Here is an 18,449-nt window from a genome sequence, read left to right as displayed (position 1 = left end):
ATGCCGCTATTCGCTCGCATTCAACAGCTCTTCCGTTTCCATTAAAGCCGCCTTCAGATGCATGCCGTCCCGTTTGAAAGGGGGATCGCCCTCCAGCTCGAACGCCGGATCTTCGACTTGCGTATAGGTGATAATCGCTCGTCCCGAACGCGTAAAGCTGCAATTCAAATTCATATATTCATATGGGCCGCCGGCAATATCGCCGATCTTCCTCCAGGATGCGCCGCCATCCCGCGAAACTGCAGCGCTTAGCGGCGTACGTCGGCCGAAATGATGCTTGCCCGGCTCGTAGAGGCTGTCATTCCACAGAAGAAGGAGGGCGTTCGTGCCTGGAATTCTGCGCAGGGATGTACAGGACTCGGGCGACTTCAATCCGCTTGCCTGCGGCAAGCTCCAGTTGTCCCCGCCGTCGAAGGAATGGCACAGAAACACCGAACCAAGCTGGGATCTTAGCGACATCAAGAGCGATCCGTCCTCCCGTTCGGCGACGGACGCCTCCATCGCGCCTCTCATGGGCAAATCAACCGTATCCCCTGAACGCGACCATGTAAGCCCTTGATCGTCGCTGAAGTAGCAGCCGACCGAATTATGCTGATCGCCCTGATGGCCGCTGCCGAAGTGGAAGGGCAGCAGCAAGCGGCCGCCGGCCAACCGATTCATATGATTCGCCCCTCCTTGCAGCCATTGGCCTTGCGTCCGTTCCCATATCCGCGATCGCAGCGCCCAGGATTCGCCTCCGTCAGCCGAGGCATACACCTCCATGGTCGAGCTGGAGCCGCCCCGATGACCCCGCAAGCAATGAAGCAGCAGCTCGCCTCCGGGAAGCGCGCAGAGCCCGGGGGCTTGTACATTATAATCGTCTCCTTGCCGATCGATCAGCAATCTCTCCCGTCCCCATGTCTTCCCGCCGTCGCAAGACGATTTGGCATAAATTCGGCACAGACCGAAATCGCTTCCTTCAGAACCTTCATATTTCTGCCAAGCCGCCAGTAATGTTCCGTCTTCCAGCTCTGCGACCGAAGCCGTATCATTTCTCGGATTAGCGGCGGAAGCCTCCGCAAGCATCACAATCGTCGAACGCATGATGACCTTCCCCCCGTTGTCGGTTTGCTTCTATTATAAGGCAAGAACCCGACCGCTCCATAACAATATTCACAGCATTCCGCTAAGACAAATCTCACATCTATTTCCGATACTCGCTCGGAGTCGCCCCGAACATTTTCTCGAAAACCTTGCTGAAATGATTGGTATCGGCGTAGCCGACTTTCCTGCATATCTCGTACACCTTGAGATCCGTCTCGCCCAGCAGCTCCCTGGCTTTGTTCATTCGGATTGCCGTCAGATAGCTTTGATAGGTTTCTCCGGTTTTTTCCTTGAACAGCTGGCTTAAGTAGAAGGGATTGAGGTAGAACTTGGCCGACAAATCCGCCAGCGTAATCTTGCTGTCATAATACGCCTCCATGTAATTCTTAACCTCCGAGATGACATCCGTCTTCTTCGCCGCGCCGCGGGATCTCTTCTGCTCAATCACGCCGAGGATGACCTTCTTCACCCACTGCTCCAATTGGGACAGCGTCTGGAAGCGCGATATGCCGTCCAGCAACAGGAGCTGCTCGCTCAGATCCTCGTTCGACTGCAGCTGCAGGATAGACATTCGGCGCATGCTCGACAGAAGAATGATCAGCACTTGATTCTGAAGCTCGGCAAGATGAAGCTCGCCATGCTCCCCCAGCCTCTGGAAGATAGCCCCGATGAGAGCCTCAGCTCCCTTCTCATCCATGCTCTCGATACATTTATCGAGCCGACTCATCTCCTCCTCCGAGACAATGCCCGAGCTGCCGACCAGATGTGTTGTCTCCTGATAGGCCATTACGGCATTTGCTCCCTTGATCATCTTGTAACGCAAGGCCTGCTTCGCCTCCGTGAAAGAAGCCGCAATGCCGGACAATGAAGCATAGGTCTGTCCCACTCCGATTGACAATGGCAGCTCCCATTCCCGATTAAGGCTTGACCGCAGCTTCTTCAGATGCTCCACGAGCTCCTCGGTGTCGACACTCCCTTCATGCAGGACGAGGACCGCATACTGCGCCCCTTCATAGCGATAGACATGAATACTGCTGAAAGCCTTTAGACCGTTCGCGCATTTGATGCGGATCATCTCCTCCTGCGACTCTTCGAGCTCATGACTGAATTCAAGCAGCGCGCAAGCGCAATGCAGCTCCTTCACAGGCAGCCGCAGCGTATGCAGCATATGCTTCTCATGCTGTGCCGGGGAATAGCCGTTCTCCATCATCTCCCTGAGCATGAATTCGTTCCATTGCCTCGCCTGGGAATGCTCGGTCTCAACCTCAGCCTCGACTTTATTCATGCAGGCAATGAGCTCCTCCACCTCGACAGGCTTGTTCAGATAGAACCTTACGCCCAGCTCCATGCCCTTGCGCGCGTATTCATATTCGGCATAGCCGCTTAGCATGATGAATTTGGCCTTGCAGCCATGCTCGAGTAACTCCCTGATCATGTCGAGGCCGTCCGACTGCGGCATCCGAATATCCGTCAAGACGACATCCGGCATGGTCTCCAGAATGATGCGGCAGCCGTCAATTCCGTTGTAGGCGACCCCAACGACTTCATGCGCGGGCAGGTGGCGGCGAATAATCGCCTTGAGGCCGTCTATAATTCCCTTCTCGTCATCCACGATAACCAGTCTCATTGTTCACTCTCCCCTTCCGGCAAATAAGGCAGGAGCAATTCGACAAGGGTGCCGCCGCCCCGCCGCGAATCGATCGTGAGGCCGTATTGATCGCCGTAATGCAGCTTGATTCGCTCCGCGATATTCTTGAGCCCGATGCTTCCGGTCGCGCTATCCGCTCTTTCATTCAGCTTGCGCTTGTCCGTTTCCGCTTCCGCCAGACTCTGTCTGAGCTCCTCCAGACGCTCCGGCTCCATGCCGCTTCCGTCATCCCGAATTCGAATCCGCAGCAGCTCCCCGTCTTCCGACCTGTCGCCCTCCAGGCTTATATTCATCGTCCTGCTATAATCCACGAAGCCATGATTGATGCTGTTCTCCACGATAGGCTGGAAAATCAGCGGGAGAATGGCGCATTGCAATGCTTCCTCCGCTATCGCTATATGCAGCTTGAAGCAGTGATCGTAACGGATATTTTGCAGCTTCATATAGTTCGTCGTATATTCCACTTCGTGCTTCACCGAATGTCTGTGCCCTTCCTTGCCGAGCGACAGCCGGAACATCCGCGCAAGAATGGTGATCATGTCCGCGATCTCGTCCTGCTCCTTCACAATGGCCTTCATGCGGATCGATTCAAGCGTGTTGTAGAGCATATGGGGGTTAATCTGATGCTGCAGCGAGAGAAACTTGGCGTGCTTCTGCTTGATCTCGGCCATATAGACCTCCTCGATGAGCGTTCGAATCGTAACAACCATCTTGTTATAGCTGTGCACCAGGCTTCCGATCTCGTCGCTCGGCATTTGAACGTCGATCGGCAGATATTGCCCTGCCTCCGTCTGCTTCATGCTCCGTCGCAGCTTCATAATCGGCTTGGTGATATAAGAGCTCATGGCATAGGAAATCGCCACGACGAATACGAGCGTGCATGCGATCACAATAAGGGTCGTCACTCTCATATTGCCGATCTTAAGCAGCAGCTTGTCGCGCGGAATCTCGGTTCTCACATTCAGCTGCCCGGTTTCTGTCCTGCCGGTAAGCACGATTAAATCATCGTTGTTCCGATTCGCTTCTATTTGATCATGAGTGCTGGTATATTCCTTCCAATTCGTCTTCCCGGTCGTAAGATCGGAATGATAGACAATCCCTCCTGCTTGCGTACTAATGATGACACGCATATCATAGCGATCTCGCGCCACGAGGAAGTCGCCGCTTAGCTTCAGCAGCTGCGAGGGGTCGAGATCCATGAGCAGCACGCCGGCATAGGTGCCGTTCGAATGGAGCAGCACGCGCCCCACCGTGAACACCGCCCCTTCGCCTTTGTCCTCGTAATAGGAACGGTCATGCAGCGGGGTAATGAACAAGGTGTCCTCCGGATTCCGCCCCAGGTTGTACCAGTTCTCTTCAAGCAACGCCTGCTCATTCACTATGCTCGACGAATTGGAGAATTGATACACATACCCCGCTCTTGAGATCAGCATCAGATTGCCGATCTCCGGCTTCAATACCGAAATTCGCATGAGCAGACGATTCATCGTGTTCTTGTAGAGAATCCGATCCACCATGGGAAGCTGGTTCTCCTCCCCGAGTCGCGCGATGATATCATTGTCGATAAAGACGGATTTGGTTATGCGGTCATATTCGTGAATGAATTCGTTCATGGAGGACTCGATCTCGGACGTATACAGCGACGCGAATTCACGTGAAGCGCCTTCGAGACTGGTAGCCGCTTGATGATAGATTATAACGCTTACAAACAAGAGAGGAAGCAGACATACCACCAGATAGCTTGTCATGAACTTGCGATTCAGCTTCATATTCTGAAGCTTCGACAGCAGGGATTGGAATCGTTTCATAGGCTCCTCCGGGCTTTCTCTAAGACATGGATGACAGGCCGAAATTTGTCACCATCGTAACACAGGCTGAATGAAGGGCACAATAAGAAGGCGGCGCATCTGCAATCCTGCAAATATCCATTAATTTTACGCTTATGCCCATAATGGGGAAAATTGCTGCGAAAATCCATGCTTTTTGTGCGATACCGACATTTGAACGCCCACACTCTCTAAATGGATGGATTTTTGCATCTTTCCTTCCCATTCCAGGGAATACGGCAATAATTGCTGTATATACGCATCAATTTATACTTTCAAGCCATCTCTCCATATGTGCTGAGCTGCGCGCTGTGTCTAAGAACCTTGCTGCGTGATATAATAAATAAGAAAGGAGTTGCTGCGGATGAACGATCTGCTCGATCCGCGAAATGATTTTCTGTTTAAGCGCATCTTCGGCAGCGAAGAGAACAGGGATGTGCTGCTCGCGTTCCTAAACACGGCATTTATTGATGCTGGAAGGCCGCCGCTAACAGAAATCATTTTGCTTAATCCTTATACTGAAAAGGATTCTCCCCGCGATAAACAATCCATTCTCGACATCCGTGGAAAAACAGCTTCAGGAGAGCTTATTAATGTTGAGATGCAATTATTTAATAAGTATGATACCGAGAAACGAACATTGTTTTACTGGAGCAAACTATACAGTGGGCAATTGCAAGAGGGCCAGTCCTATAAGATGTTGAAGAAGTGTGTTACCATCAACCTATTAAATTATTCATTTCTTGCAAACGATCATTACCATAATGTGTTTCGATTACGCGAGGATCGTACTGGCATTCCTCTTATTGATGATATAGAACTGCATTTTCTTGAATTGCCAAAGCTCAGTGAACATGCCGCCCCGATTGAAAGCGGCGGGTTGGTGAACTGGCTGCTATTCCTGAAAGGTGTAGATAAATCTAATTGGGAGGTATTGAAGATGAACGAACCCGTTTTGAAGAAGGCCATGGACACTCTGGAATTTCTTAGTCAGGATGCTGAAGCTCGCCGGCTTTATGAAGACAGACAAAAGTTTTTGCATGATGAGGCTTCCATGATTGAGGGTGCGCTAGCCGAGGGCGAAGCTCGCGGTGAAGCCCGCGGTGAAGCTCGCGGTGAAGCTCGCGGTGAGCGAAAGAAAGCAGTTGAAATGGCGGCAGAGCTACTCGCTCTTGGTGTCGAAGTCTCTATTATTGCCAAAGCCTCCGGGTTGCCGGAGTCTGAAATTTCAGCCATGAAGAACAAGAAGGGGACCTAACCAGGTCCCCTCCTGCATACGCTATGGGGCTAAAAACTCGAATTAATGAACATGTGCTTATAGCGGTGCTCTTTAGAGCGCCAGCAACTCACGAATATCCTGCTCGGACAGGGAGGACAGCTGTTCCTCGCCCGGCTGCACCACCTTGTCGATCAAATCCCGCTTCTGCTGCTGCAGCTCGTACATCTTCTCCTCGATCGTTCCTTCGGTCATCATACGAATGACTTGAACGACATTCTTCTGCCCCATCCGATGCGCGCGGTCGGCCGCTTGCTGCTCGACGGCGGGATTCCACCAAAGATCATACAGAATGACGGTATCCGCTCCCGTCAAATTCAGCCCCGTGCCTCCGGCCTTGAGCGAAATAAGGAACATATCCCTCTCGCCGTCATTGAATTGCTTGCACAGCTCGACTCTCTCGCTCGACTTTGTGGAGCCGTCCAGATAGAAGTACGAACGCCCCCGCTTGTTCAGCTCTTCGCGAAGGATAGACAGCATGCCCGTGAATTGGGAGAAAATAAGCATTCTTCGACCCCCATCCTTGCATTCTTCAACCAGCTCCAGCAGTTGCTCCAGCTTCCCCGAGCCTCCGTCGTAATTCTCGACGAACAAAGAGGGATGGCAGCATAGCTGGCGAAGCCGCGTCAAGCCCGCCAGTATTTTCATCCGGCTCCGCTGGAAGCCTTCCGCTTCAAGCTGCTGCGCGGTCTCTTGCTTTAGCTGCAGGAGATAGGCCATATACAGCTTCTTCTGCTCGGGAAGCAGCTCCGTCGTTTGCAGCGTCTCGATCTTGTCCGGCAGCTCTGTGAGCACGTCGCGCTTAAGCCTTCTTAGCATGAACGGTCGAATCTTGCGCGCCACCTGCTCCGGTGTGAGATCCGAGAAGGACTTCTTGCCCGCGAACAGCTCCGGGAATACGGCGCTGTAGATCGACCACAGCTCCTCCAGCCTGTTCTCAACGGGCGTGCCGGTTAAAGCGAAGCGATGCGCCGCAGAAATGGCTTTAACCGATTGAGCGGTTTGCGTCGCATGGTTCTTAATCGCCTGCGCCTCGTCCAGAATCATGCAATGAAACTGGCAATGTTCGTACAAATCCGCATCTCTGCGGAGCAATGGATACGAAGTGATAATCACGTCGGCGTCAATGCCCTCTCCCAGAATCGCTTCCCGCTCCGAGCGGGAGCCCGTCATGACCAGGCAATTCAGCTCCGGTGCGAATCTTGCCAGCTCATGCTTCCAATTATAGACCAGCGACGCCGGGCAAATAATAATGGAGCTTCCCTTCCGCTCGCCCCGCGCCTCTCGCTCCGAGAGCAGGTAGGCGATGCTTTGCAGTGTTTTGCCGAGTCCCATATCATCTGCCAGAATGCCTCCGAAGCCGTAATAGCTAAGCGTCTTCATCCACTGGAAGCCTGCCGACTGATAGTCTCGCAGTATGCTCGTCAGTGTTCCCGGCGGCTCGAAGTCCAGATTATCGGGATTATTCAGATTGCTCAGAAGACGCTTGAACGATTTGCCAAGCTTCACATGAGCCAGCTCCCCCGAGGTTGCCTCTGTCAAAGCAAGCCCGCGAACCAATGGCAGCCGCATCGCTCCGCTCTTAAGCTCCGATTTCGTAATGCCAAGATTGTCGAACAGCTCTCCGATCTGCCTGAAGCCTTCATCCTCAAGCGACACGAATGCCCCGTCAGAGAGGCGATGATATGTCTTCTTCTCCCGAATCGACTGCAGCAGACGCAGGAGCTCCTTCTGATCCACATCCTCCATATCGAAGGTCACATGAAGCCAATCCATCCCCTCATCCATATCAACAGAGAGCTTTGGAAGAACGCTTCTTGGCACCTGCATGGACTTCACAGCATTCGTGGCGAACACTTCGGCGATTTCTTGAAGCGCCTCCAGCCTTTCATACAAGAAGCTGTATTGCTCTTGTTCGGTATGGAGCAAGAGCATGCTTCCCGATTCCTTGAAGCCCGCTTGCTTCAGCAGTAGAAGCACCTCTAGCTCTTCCTCCTGCTGCCGCATGACAACCGCGCCGCCATCCATCTTCTCATTCGTTCGCCCCGGATGAAGAATATGTCTGCCATAATGAAATTCCACCTTGGCCGTAAGAGCATCTTCCCTGGCGTCCAGATATACCTTCGCCTGCAGCGGCTCGCTGACGATAGCTTCCTCCACGCTCGGGTCGATGGTCAGCTTCCCGAAATGACGCAGCTCCGGAATCACTTGATTCACATAATCGTTCACATGAGACGCGGCGATAGCGATTTTGCCTTGCTCTGCCGGCTGGATAATCTTCTTCATTCGTTCGAGCTTGTCAATCTCGGATTTATTCATTCTGTACCATTTGCCCTGATTCGATAGGACAAGCCCGTACGCGGGAAGAGATTGGAGCCGATCAAGCCCTTCCATCTCCAGTAAGTACTGATCGGGTGTGCGGCCTTTGGTCAAGCGAAATTGCGCAGGCAGCGAATCATCTTGTTCATCGAGCGATGGACAGCTCTGGCCATTCAACAGGAAAGTGGTCTCCGTGCCTCGAAGCCGCTCAAGCAGCGTATCCCAGAAGGCGGGCGGAATATACAGCGAACGTTCGTTGTGACGGGAACCGTAATAATAGCCTGAGCGCTGTCTGTAGCTTTGCTCAACATTTCCTATGCTCTGCAGAAGCTGCAGCGCCTCCTCGTCCTGCTTCCGAAACCGGTGCTTGGAGGGATCGAGGATGAACAGCTTCGTGAATGAATGAGGTTGACCTTCCGACAGCTTCGTCAGAAAGTCCGTTATCTTCTGCACGACGTACACTCTGGACGGCCCCACTTTCAACTCAACCGATACCGCAGCCGCATAGCCCGTGCTAATATGACAAATGAATTCTACTTTCATCTCTTCATGCTCATTCTGCGCGATTGCCGCTGATCTAGATAGGGTCGCACTATTCGAGCCAAACAAAGAGAGCAGTTCATTGGCTATGCGCTTCTCCTGTGAAGAGAGTCCATGACTGGACGAAGGAGTGAGAAAACCGTCAACAGCCTTAGCCTTTGTCTTTGTCATTGCTTTCGCTTGCGAGGACTGATATTTGCTCGCTTGTCCCATTGTGCCTTGCAGCCGCACCAGCTCCTCGATTTCAAGCAGAACAGCCGCCACATGCTTGCAATAATAGTCATATTCGAAATAAGCCGGACAGTTGCAGACGATCTCATGAGCTTCTCCATCTTCATCTATAATCGCGGACACTTGGTAAGTCCTGCTGCCCTTCACCTCAGCTGTGTACTCGCATAACTCGGGATTATAGCTCAGCTTGCGCACCTTGCGCATCAGCTGATAATTCTGACCTCTCGTATAGAAGGTCGAACCGCAAATTTCTTTAATTTCGCTCTTTGGAAGCGACGCTCCCATCAACATTTCTTTCACAACCTTTGCAGAAAAATATTTCAGATTCCGTTGTCATCCTTTTTCTATATTGTAGCATAGCTCGTTACAGTCGGACTTCACCATTTATTTCAACATGGTATATCTCCCTGACATACAGTTGTCAACAATGATCCCTTATGATGGTTTCAAACGGTTGCTGCGCAATCCAAAACGAGAACAAGGAAGGGAATGGGATTAGAATGACAAGAATGCAAAACAAGCTGGGAGTTATCGTTGTCGGACTGCTGCTCGCGATACTCATGGCATCGATGGACAACACGATTGTTGCGACAGCCATGGGAACAATCGTCGGAGAGATGGGGGGCCTCGACAAGTTCGTCTGGGTCACCACCGCGTATATGGTTGCGGAGATGGCGTGCATGCCGATTTTCGGCAAGCTGTCGGATATGTACGGACGCAAGCGCTTCTTCATCTTTGGGATTATCGTATTCATGATCGGATCGGCCTTATGCGGGATGGCAGGCACCATCGTGGAGCTCAGCTTATATCGGGCGGTTCAAGGCGTCGGAGCCGGGGCGATGGTATCGATCGCCTTCACGATTCTGTTCGATGTCGTCCCGCCCAAGGATCGCGGGAAAATGATGGGCGCATTCGGAGCGGTGTTCGGCCTGTCGAGCGTGCTGGGGCCGCTGCTAGGCGGGTACATTACCGATCATGTCAACTGGTCGTGGATCTTCTACATGAACTTGCCGCTCGGCATCCTTGCTTTGCTGATGCTTGCCTTGTTCTACAAGGAGTCCTCGGAGCATTCGAAGCAGAAGATCGATTGGGCGGGCTCGTTGCTGCTCGTCGGCGCTGTCGTGTGCTGCATCTTCGGGCTTGAACTTGGCGGCAAAACCTATGCTTGGGACTCACCGCAAATTATCGGCTTGTTCGCCGGCTTCGTCTTGCTTGCTCTGCTGCTCCTCGCTGTGGAGAAGAGGGCCGCGGAGCCGATCATTTCCTTCCGTTTGTTCCGCAGCAGATTGTACACAACGAGCAATCTGGTCGCCATGCTCAGCGGAGCCGCTTATATGACGGCGGCAATCTTCATCCCGATCTATGTGCAAGGCGTACTTGGCGGTTCGGCCTCGAATTCGGGCCTGACCCTGCTGCCGATGATGATCGGTTCGGTCGTGACCGCGACGCTAGGCGGCTTCCTTATGACGAAGCTGCAGTACCGCACCATCATGATGGGAACTCTGGCCCTGCTGCTGACAGGTCTTGCTCTTCTGTCGCAAATTGATGTAGACTCTTCTCGACTTCTCATTACGATTATTATGATTCTGATCGGTCTTGGCATTGGCGCTTCCTTCTCCGTATTAAGCACGGCTGTGCTTCATTCCTTCCCTGCGAAGGAACGCGGGGCGGCAAGCTCGACGCTCAATTTCAACCGATCGCTCGGCATGGCGCTTGGCATTACGATCTTCGGCATCGTGCAGAGCCACAGCCTGCTGAGGAAGTTGAGCGATTCGCTAGGCGGCAACGAAGACGCGCTTCCGCAAGGACTTACTCTAAGCGATCCGCATGCCTTGCTGAATCCTGCGTTTCGCGAATCGGTGGATGCTCAGCTTCTCGACATCATTTCAGACGGATTGTCGAGCTCCATTGGCGCAACCTTTGCCTGGAGCCTCGTCCCCGCCGTGCTCGCGCTGATCGCCGCAGGGCTGATGACGAAGGATAAGATGGAGCCTGTCGCGGAGGAAGAGACCGGAGAAGCATACGCGGCAGCGCATTGATTGAGTCGAAACGCACGGTCCGCATGGAAGCTGGGCCGTGCGTAAATTCCGTTCCGGGAGAGATGGCAATGAAGCTTGAACGATTAATGACGATTACGATTCTGCTGTTGAATCGAAAGCGGGTACAGGCTCAGGAGCTTGCCGAACGTCTCGAGGTATCTCTGCGCACCGTGTATCGCGACCTGGAGACGCTCGGCCAAGCCGGCATCCCCATCGTCTCCTATACCGGCATGGATGGCGGGTATGAGATTATGGAGAGCTTCCGGCTCGATCGGCAATTGCTGTCCTTCGAAGAGCTGACTGCGCTCTCTACCGCTCTTCGCGGCCTTCAATCGACGAGAGCCTATGATCAATCGCCCATGGATCTTCTTCTTGGCAAAGTAGGCGCGATGGTCGCGCAAGCGGAGCAAGGGCGAATCGGTGTAAACGAAGGCGAACGCATTCAAATTGATTTCACGCCTTGGCAGAATAGCAAAGAAGCACGAGCGCGGTACGAGACGCTTCGCCAGGCGGTGGATGAGCGGAGGCTTATTCGTTTCACCTATACGAGCAGGCAGGGAGAGAAGCACGAGCGCGAGGTCGAGCCGATGGCGCTGGTGCTCAAGAGCTATTCCTGGTATCTGCAAGGCTACTGCCGCTTGCGCGAGGATTATCGCATCTTCAAGCTGTCTCGCATTCGGGAGCTGGACGTACAGCTTGGCCGCTTTGAACGACGGACGGGATCGCTGCCGGAGTTGAATGACAAATGGAGGACCCCTGCGGCGCGTCAAGAGAAGCTCCCCGTTGTCCTGCAGTTCAAGACATCCGCCGCCGTGTCCGTGATGGACCGTTTCGATGAGAAGGATATCGAGCGGCTGACAGATGGAACAATCATGGTGAGGATGACCTGTGGGAATGAGCAATGGCTGATACGGAATCTGCTCCATTACCGAACGGACGTGATTGTGGTGGAGCCGGCCGGGTTGGCCGCGAAAGTGCGGCAGGCTGCGCTGGACATTGCGGCGCAATATGCCTGCCCGCCTCTAACAGAAGGACTTGTAATGGAGTAACCGCCTCCCTCAACCATTAGAAGTATTCATCAAGACTCGAAGATGTCACCGACCGGAATCCGCAACGCTTTGAACGTAACGGATTGCAAGATATCTCCTTCTTTATAAGACATATACTCCTCAATCGAGCAATCCTGAAAGCCGTATACGATAACGGTGCGTTTGTCAGGATCCACAATCCAGAATTCCTTCACGCCGGACAACATAAACGTATTCAGTTTGTCCACCATGTCTTTGGTCCGGGTGCTCTTGGACAATATTTCGATACATAGTTCAGGCGTGCCCATATACCGCCCTTTTTCATTCACGGTCTTTTCCGTATCGCAAGCAATGAGCAAGTCGGGCTGCATCACATCAGGCGTATCGAAATCTTTTTTGAAAAAATGAACATCGAACGGCGCAAAGAACACCTTGCACGCGCCGCCCTTCAAGAACGATCGCAAAATGACATGCAAATTGCCGGCTATGTCCTGATGAAACGTATTCGGGGACGCAAGCAAAACGATTTCGCCGTTAATAAACTCCATTCTCAAATCGCTTTTCTCATAAATCTCCATAAATTCTTCATAGGAAACTTTCTTGCCTCCGTATTGATAATCCAAGGATCGTTCCTTGACCGTAAAATATCGTTCGATATCCGTCAAATACGGGGTCAATCGCACGAACTTATTCCCGTTTTTCGTGATGACGACTTCGTTGTTCTCCGCGACATAATCGAGATATTTGCCTAGATTCGTTTTGAGCTCTGTAGCCGTTATTACTTTTGTTGTATCCATATTCTCCATCACCTCGTACGATAATCATATAATATCGTACGATTTATATCAATATTTTATTTTTTTCGTACGAAATATTAGGCACCTCTTTAGCAATTAGCGAAGGGTCAGCCCCTTGCCGACTTTCTCTGCCAATACTGCTTCTCCTCTTCGCATGCGCCCCGCCAGGTTCACGCCCACCACGCCGACCAGAACCATGCAAGCTCCAATTATGTGATAATAAGCGAGCGATTCGTCCAGGAAAAAGACTCCGGCGAGAATCGTAATAACGGTGGCTGCATTGTTGAAGAGACTCATGCGCAAGGCCTCCATTCGCGTCAGAATAAAGCTGGTCAGCAATGCGGTGCCCGCCGTCGAAGGAATGCCTAAGTACAGGATGGACCATAAAAAGCTCGGCGTCCCCAAGCTGTCGAAGTAGCTCGGCAATGTGCCCTCGGCGGCATGGTGCGCGACCGACAGCGCATTAAACACGATGAATCCAGCGAGCAGAATCACAAACGTCAGATCGAGAAAGTGATGCCGAAGCGTCAGCTTGCGCGTCAGAATGCTGTAAGCCGACAGCGCAAGCGCCGACAGCATAATAAGCACAATGCCGCGTATGCCCGATGCTTGAAAATTCGCGCCCTTCATCAAGAAAATAAATACGACCCCGCTCACCGTAAGCAGCGTGAACAGCTTCTGCAGCAGACTGGCTCTCTCCCTCAGGAAAAAAGACGCAAGCAGCATCGTGAATATCGGCACCGTGGCGTTGACGATGCCCGCCTCGCCTGATGTGGTGTACTCTAGACCGTAAGTCTGCAACAAGAAAAAGAGGAACGGGTAGAAGAGGACGAGCGGCAGCAGGGACAGCAGCTGCTTCCCGCCGATCAAGCTTATTCGGCGGCGCAGAATGAGAAACAATATTGAGATAGCGGCGAAAGCCACCGTGAACCGATGCGCAAGCGCGTCAATCGGGTCAGCCGATTCCAGCGACAGCTTGATAAACAAGAACGCAAATCCGATAATGAGCATGTAACAGACAGCCGCAGCATACACGATGCCCGCAGTTGAACCTTTTCCCATACGAAAATCTCCCTTCCCTCGCGAAACGACGCCTCTGCAGAGCGGCTGCTCCTCCAGAGAAAAGCCGCAGCCGTTTCGTCCTTCTCTATCGTAATGCCTCTCTCTATCTGCTACAATTGACTTTATAGCCATCTGTACCGGTACAGAATAGGCATCATCAGAAGGGAGAACGAGACGATGCACAAATATGAACAGCTGCTCGTCCGATTGGAAGCTCAAATTCAAAGCGGGGCGCTAAAACAAGGCGGAAAGCTGCCCTCCATTCGCAGCCTGTCCCGGCAGTACAGCTGCAGCAAGAGCACCGCCATCGCCGCGCTTGAGGAGCTGGAGCGCCGGCATCTCATCTACTCCATTCCGCGCAGCGGCTATTATGTCGTTCAAATCAGTCCGACGAGCCCAGAGTCCAATCGCAATCCATTGATCGACTTTGTCGCTTCGGCGCCGGATCCCGCGCTATTCCCTTATCTCGACTTTCAACACTGCATCAATAAGGCGATCGACACGTACAAGAATGACTTGTTCGCCTATGGTTCAACCGAGGGTCTGCCTTCTCTGCTCTCCGTCCTAACGAAGCAGCTCGCTTCCTCGCAAGTGTTCACGACGGAGCGGAATATCGCCGTCACATCCGGCGTTCAGCAAGCGCTGGCCATTCTTGCGGCAACCGAATTCCCTGACGGCAAGTCTGTCGTGCTCGTCGAGCAGCCCACCTATCACCTATTCATCGCCCACCTGCTGGAGCTAGGCATTCCGGTGCGCGGAATCAGGCGAACGGCGGACGGAATCGATCTCGATGAGCTGGAGCGGCAATTCCGTTTGGGGGACATTAAGTTCTTCTACACCATTCCGCGGTTCCACGCTCCGCTCGGCTCCTCCTACACGACAGCTCAGAAGAAGCGCATCGTCGAGCTTGCCCGCAAGTACGAGGTGTATATCGCCGAGGATGATTATATGGCGGATCTGGAGACGGACAGCAAGGGGGATCCGCTTCATGCTCTCGATGTTCACGAGAGGGTTATCTACCTGAAGAGCTATTCCAAAATTATTTTTCCAGGCCTGCGAGCCGGAGCAACCGTCCTTCCCCAGGCGCTCGTCAAGCCCTTCGAGCGAATCAAGCGTTCCTGGGATATCAGCAGCTCCTTGCTGTCGCAAGGCGCGCTGGAGATTTATTTGAAAAGCCGCATGTTCGAGCGCCATCGGCACATGATTCGGGATTCGTACGCAAGGCGTGCGGAGAAGCTCGCAGAAACGCTGCGAGAGGAGGAGAAGCTCAGCGGAGACGCTTTCCGCTTTCCGCAGACGAAGCATCCCACCATCCACATGCATCTGGTGCTTAATAAGCGCGTTTCGGTGCCGCAAGCCATTCATAGACTTCGCAAGGAAGTCGTTCTGGATAAGCTCGACAAGCACTGCTTGCCTGGCATGATGGAGAAGCATTTGCTCAAGCTGAACGCGACGACAGTGCGGGAGGAAGACATCGAGCGAGGCATTCGCTTGATCGGGGCGGAGCTTCGGAGGCAACTCGGCAGGCGGGGATGAGGGTTGGGTAACGTTTGCATGCGGAGAGGAATGCTGCGGTGACTAAGCCCCACAAGGTCGATGTAGGTATCTCCTAATTACACTGTCCAATAGACCATACGGATGGTCACCCTGGCATTCCAACCCTTGTTGTCATGATCTTTGCACATATTGTGAAAAGTAAAATTCAATCTTCATTGGGATGCGATGCTTAATACAGGACGATCCTGCAATTCAACAGCTGCGGCCGCGCATCCGTGCAATTCAAATAGGATAAGCACGTTGCGGCCCGCATTCAGAAGCGGAGCCGGAATATACAGGGCGCATTGCGGCCCACGTTCCCAGTATCGTCCGAGATTGAAGCCATTCACATAAGCAACGCCCTTGGTCCATCCCTTCATATTCAGGAACGTATCCGCCGGCTCATCCACCTCGAATTCCCCCCGGAAAAACGCCGGTCCGCTCGGGGCTGTCTCATCCTTCTCGAAGATAAGCTTCGACAGGTCATCCAGCGGCAGCGGATAGATCGTCCAATCAAATAAAAACTGCTGACCATGTAGAACGCCCTCCGTTATTCCCTTGGAATCCTTAAGAAAAGGCCCATAGTTGACACGTCCCATATTCTCAACGAGCAACGTCAGCGTGCAACCCTCAGCAGGAACAGCAAATGAAATGCCTTCTCCCTCGTTCCATCGTTCAATAACGCCCCGATACCCGCCATCAACGTAAACCATCCCACGATCATGCATATCTCGCACATGAAGCTTGGCCTCCTGACGAGGGCCCGAGATATAAGTTGTATAGACTATAAAACCGTAGTTCTGCCCCACCCGCTCCATCGGCTCCGGACAAGCCCGTTGAACCGGAGAGGATAACTGAGGCAACGAATGAAACAAGGACACTGTTTCCGTAAGCGCGACTGTGCCATAGCTTCTCTTCGCAATCGGCTCTGGAAGCTCCAGCGGTCCGAGCTCCTGATACCTAGACAATACATCTCTCACCGCGTAGAACTTCTCAGTCACATCGCCGCATTCGCTTAAAGGCGCATCATAATCATAGCTCGTAATAGTCGGCTCGTATTGCAATTGATGATTGGCGCCGTTATAAAATCCGAAATTGGTGCCCCCATGAAACATATAAAAATTTACCGAGCCCCCCGCCGCCAGCATATCATCGAATACTTGCGCCACATCAGCCGTTTCTCTCGTGTGATGCTCTTCCATCCAATGATCAAACCAGCCATTCCAATATTCCATGCACATCAGCGGTTGTCCCGGCTGATATTCCGCCAGCTTCTCGAAGCCCTCCTTCGCCCGCGCTCCGAAGTTGGCGGTAGCCCATACTCCATCAACCATCCCGCCTTGAAGCATGAAATCCGTTGGCCCGTCCGATGTGAATAACAACACATCAATGCCGCCTTCTAGCATACGCTGCTTGATATGATTCAAATAAGTCTTGTCATTGCCATAGCTGCCGTATTCATTCTCAATCTGCATGGCAATGATCGGACCGCCGTTCGTGGACAGCCAGGACCTGAATTTAGGCAACAGCACCTCGTAATACGCATCCACCTTCTCCAGAAACCTTTCGTCCGCGCAGCGCAGACGCATATTGGCATCAGCAAGCAGCCAAGCGGGCAGACCGCCAAATTCCCACTCGGCACAAATATAAGGACTGGGTCTCACAATAACATACAATCCCAGCTCGCCGGCCGTTCGAATGAAGTTCTCGATATCGGCTATGCCCTCGAATACAAATTGCCCTTCATTCGGCTCATGAAGATTCCACGGAACATAGGTTTCTACCGTATTGAAACCGCAAGCCTTCAGCTTCTGCAGCCGATCCTTCCAATATTCAGGAACCACCCTGAAATAATGCACAGCTCCGGAAATAATACGTACGGGATCGTTCCCCAGCATGAGTCGATTGCCTGATATGCTTAGATTGTCCATTTGCCGAACCTCCTATATGATGAATACCTTCATATTAGCAATCGAAGCAGCGGCTGGACAATGCACAAAAGCATTAATTAGTTAACCTTTTGTGCATGAAACATCTCTGAAACGAACCGTTATGATATAATTCATTTCAAATCAAGCATACTTCCACAACTTCCTGCATGGAATAGGAGCTGTTTACCCTGGATACCACCATCGGCTTTCAGAATATGACGCAAACGCTGCAAATTTCAGGATGCCATTTCGGCATTAAGCCGAAGCATTGGTCCTTTCCAAAGCATCATCATCACTTGTATGAGCTTCTGTATTGCATGTCGGGCGGAGCGCAGCATGACATTAACAATCAACAAGCTGAGCTTCAGGAGGGGGATTGGATTCTGTTGAAGTCGGGAGTCAATCATTCCGTAGCGAATGCGCTGCCCACTCCTTACAGCTTCTTCAATATCCATTTCGATCTCGACGACCATGATATCCATCATCATCTTGGCGGTTCTGCATTCCGCATTATCCCGAAACGCTATGCGGAAGAAAGCAAGCTTGATTCTTATGTTGCAAGCCTGGAAGAGCTCATGCAGCACGAAATCGTTCGCAACGCCAGCATAGACGCCGACATATCCATGCGCAACAAAATCGAGCTTTCGCTTCCTCTACAAGAACGCCTGCATCTGCACATAAATGCGCTCCTGATTATTCAAGAGATTCTCCTGTTGCTCGATCGCCTGAATGCTGATGTCGATGCGCAAGCCGTCGTCTTGACTTCAGCGTATGAAACGGATATTGCTCATACCGTTGAAGCGAGGCTCTCAGCGGATCTCGCTGCTCCTCCCTCTATTGCAACCATCGCCAAGGAATTAAATATTAGCCGGAGTCAGTGCTCCCGAATATTCTCCAAGGTCTACGGCATATCTCCACGGCAATACCTCAGTCGACTGCAACTGCGCAGAGCGAAAGAGCTGCTAACCACATCGAATTTGTCCATTCAAGCGATAGCGGATCGGCTTGGCTTCAGCTCCGTCCATCATTTCTCCAGACAATTCCGCCGCTGGACGAGCGTATCGCCCAATCAGTATCGACGCGGCATTTCCTCGCATTAAAGTCCTTCGCCTCACCGCTCCCTCGGCCATGTC

General features: G+C 52.4%; 12 protein-coding genes. 5 read left to right on the top strand and 7 right to left on the bottom strand.

The genetic code is table 11. The features are described 5' to 3' along the window. Positions 1–6: 6 nt before the first annotated feature. The 3 genes from HFP08_RS12190 to HFP08_RS12180 form a co-directional block, all read right to left on the bottom strand. Positions 7–1,083, bottom strand: coding sequence for a sialidase family protein (locus tag HFP08_RS12190; RefSeq protein WP_168120870.1), 1,077 nt, complete (start codon positions 1,081–1,083; stop codon positions 7–9). A 100-nt stretch (positions 1,084–1,183) separates the two neighbouring features. Then, positions 1,184–2,710: a helix-turn-helix domain-containing protein gene (locus HFP08_RS12185; protein WP_168120869.1), complete on the bottom strand. Its 1,527-nt coding sequence runs from the start codon at positions 2,708–2,710 to the stop codon at positions 1,184–1,186. Further along, a complete protein-coding gene (locus HFP08_RS12180) occupies positions 2,707–4,539 on the bottom strand; it encodes a cache domain-containing sensor histidine kinase (protein WP_240941317.1) in 1,833 nt (610 codons plus the stop codon). Before HFP08_RS12180 ends, HFP08_RS12185 begins: the two co-directional genes overlap by 4 nt. Positions 4,540–4,921: 382 nt before the next feature. On the opposite strand from HFP08_RS12180, the gene HFP08_RS12175 reads away from it, so the two are divergent. Beyond that, a complete protein-coding gene (locus tag HFP08_RS12175) occupies positions 4,922–5,815 on the top strand; it encodes an Rpn family recombination-promoting nuclease/putative transposase (RefSeq protein ID WP_168120868.1) in 894 nt (297 codons plus the stop codon). Positions 5,816–5,887: 72 nt separating this feature from the next. Here the strand turns inward: HFP08_RS12175 and HFP08_RS12170 are convergent, their stop codons facing one another. After that, positions 5,888–9,214 (bottom strand): DEAD/DEAH box helicase, encoded by a 3,327-nt coding sequence (locus tag HFP08_RS12170; protein WP_168120867.1) that lies wholly within the window; start codon positions 9,212–9,214, stop codon positions 5,888–5,890. 218 nt (positions 9,215–9,432) lie between these two features. Here HFP08_RS12170 and HFP08_RS12165 point away from each other — a divergent pair, with 218 nt between their 5' ends. Next, positions 9,433–10,962 (top strand): MDR family MFS transporter, encoded by a 1,530-nt coding sequence (locus tag HFP08_RS12165; protein ID WP_168120940.1) that lies wholly within the window; start codon positions 9,433–9,435, stop codon positions 10,960–10,962. Between the two features lie 68 nt (positions 10,963–11,030). Further along, positions 11,031–12,011 carry a helix-turn-helix transcriptional regulator gene (locus tag HFP08_RS12160; RefSeq protein ID WP_168120866.1) on the top strand — a complete coding sequence of 327 codons (981 nt, stop codon included), beginning with the start codon at positions 11,031–11,033 and terminating at the stop codon, positions 12,009–12,011. A 29-nt stretch (positions 12,012–12,040) separates the two neighbouring features. On the opposite strand, the gene HFP08_RS12155 is transcribed toward HFP08_RS12160, so the two are convergent. Continuing rightward, positions 12,041–12,787: a type II toxin-antitoxin system Phd/YefM family antitoxin gene (locus HFP08_RS12155; RefSeq protein ID WP_168120865.1), complete on the bottom strand. Its 747-nt coding sequence runs from the start codon at positions 12,785–12,787 to the stop codon at positions 12,041–12,043. Between the two features lie 96 nt (positions 12,788–12,883). Continuing rightward, positions 12,884–13,849 carry a DMT family transporter gene (locus HFP08_RS12150; protein WP_168120864.1) on the bottom strand — a complete coding sequence of 322 codons (966 nt, stop codon included), beginning with the start codon at positions 13,847–13,849 and terminating at the stop codon, positions 12,884–12,886. 177 nt (positions 13,850–14,026) lie between these two features. On the opposite strand from HFP08_RS12150, the gene HFP08_RS12145 reads away from it, so the two are divergent. Next, entirely contained in the window at positions 14,027–15,385 is a 1,359-nt protein-coding gene (locus HFP08_RS12145; protein WP_168120863.1) for an aminotransferase-like domain-containing protein, read from the top strand. A 173-nt stretch (positions 15,386–15,558) separates the two neighbouring features. Here HFP08_RS12145 and HFP08_RS12140 read toward each other — a convergent pair whose 3' ends face one another. Next, entirely contained in the window at positions 15,559–17,316 is a 1,758-nt protein-coding gene (locus HFP08_RS12140; protein WP_168120862.1) for a glycoside hydrolase family 35 protein, read from the bottom strand. Between the two features lie 215 nt (positions 17,317–17,531). Here HFP08_RS12140 and HFP08_RS12135 point away from each other — a divergent pair, with 215 nt between their 5' ends. Next, the gene (locus tag HFP08_RS12135; protein WP_168120861.1) at positions 17,532–18,416 is read left to right on the top strand and encodes an AraC family transcriptional regulator; all 885 of its coding nucleotides are present in this window, start codon (positions 17,532–17,534) and stop codon (positions 18,414–18,416) included. Positions 18,417–18,449: the final 33 nt, after the last annotated feature.

The sequence above is a fragment of the Paenibacillus sp. HB172176 genome (assembly GCF_011947265.1).
Lineage (GTDB): Bacteria > Bacillota > Bacilli > Paenibacillales > Paenibacillaceae > Pristimantibacillus.
This window is presented reverse-complemented; position numbering and strand designations above follow the sequence as displayed.

Excerpts from the sequence above, each read along its gene's own strand:
- HFP08_RS12190 (WP_168120870.1), bottom strand. The coding sequence starts at position 1,083 with ATGCGTTCGACGATTGTGATGCTTGCGGAGGCTTCCGCCGCTAATCCG.
- HFP08_RS12185 (WP_168120869.1), bottom strand. The coding sequence starts at position 2,710 with ATGAGACTGGTTATCGTGGATGACGAGAAGGGAATTATAGACGGCCTC.
- HFP08_RS12180 (WP_240941317.1), bottom strand. The coding sequence starts at position 4,539 with ATGAAACGATTCCAATCCCTGCTGTCGAAGCTTCAGAATATGAAGCTG.
- HFP08_RS12175 (WP_168120868.1), top strand. The coding sequence starts at position 4,922 with ATGAACGATCTGCTCGATCCGCGAAATGATTTTCTGTTTAAGCGCATC.
- HFP08_RS12170 (WP_168120867.1), bottom strand. The coding sequence starts at position 9,214 with ATGTTGATGGGAGCGTCGCTTCCAAAGAGCGAAATTAAAGAAATTTGC.
- HFP08_RS12165 (WP_168120940.1), top strand. The coding sequence starts at position 9,433 with ATGCAAAACAAGCTGGGAGTTATCGTTGTCGGACTGCTGCTCGCGATA.
- HFP08_RS12160 (WP_168120866.1), top strand. The coding sequence starts at position 11,031 with ATGAAGCTTGAACGATTAATGACGATTACGATTCTGCTGTTGAATCGA.
- HFP08_RS12155 (WP_168120865.1), bottom strand. The coding sequence starts at position 12,787 with ATGGATACAACAAAAGTAATAACGGCTACAGAGCTCAAAACGAATCTA.
- HFP08_RS12150 (WP_168120864.1), bottom strand. The coding sequence starts at position 13,849 with ATGGGAAAAGGTTCAACTGCGGGCATCGTGTATGCTGCGGCTGTCTGT.
- HFP08_RS12145 (WP_168120863.1), top strand. The coding sequence starts at position 14,027 with ATGCACAAATATGAACAGCTGCTCGTCCGATTGGAAGCTCAAATTCAA.
- HFP08_RS12140 (WP_168120862.1), bottom strand. The coding sequence starts at position 17,316 with ATGGACAATCTAAGCATATCAGGCAATCGACTCATGCTGGGGAACGAT.
- HFP08_RS12135 (WP_168120861.1), top strand. The coding sequence starts at position 17,532 with ATGACGCAAACGCTGCAAATTTCAGGATGCCATTTCGGCATTAAGCCG.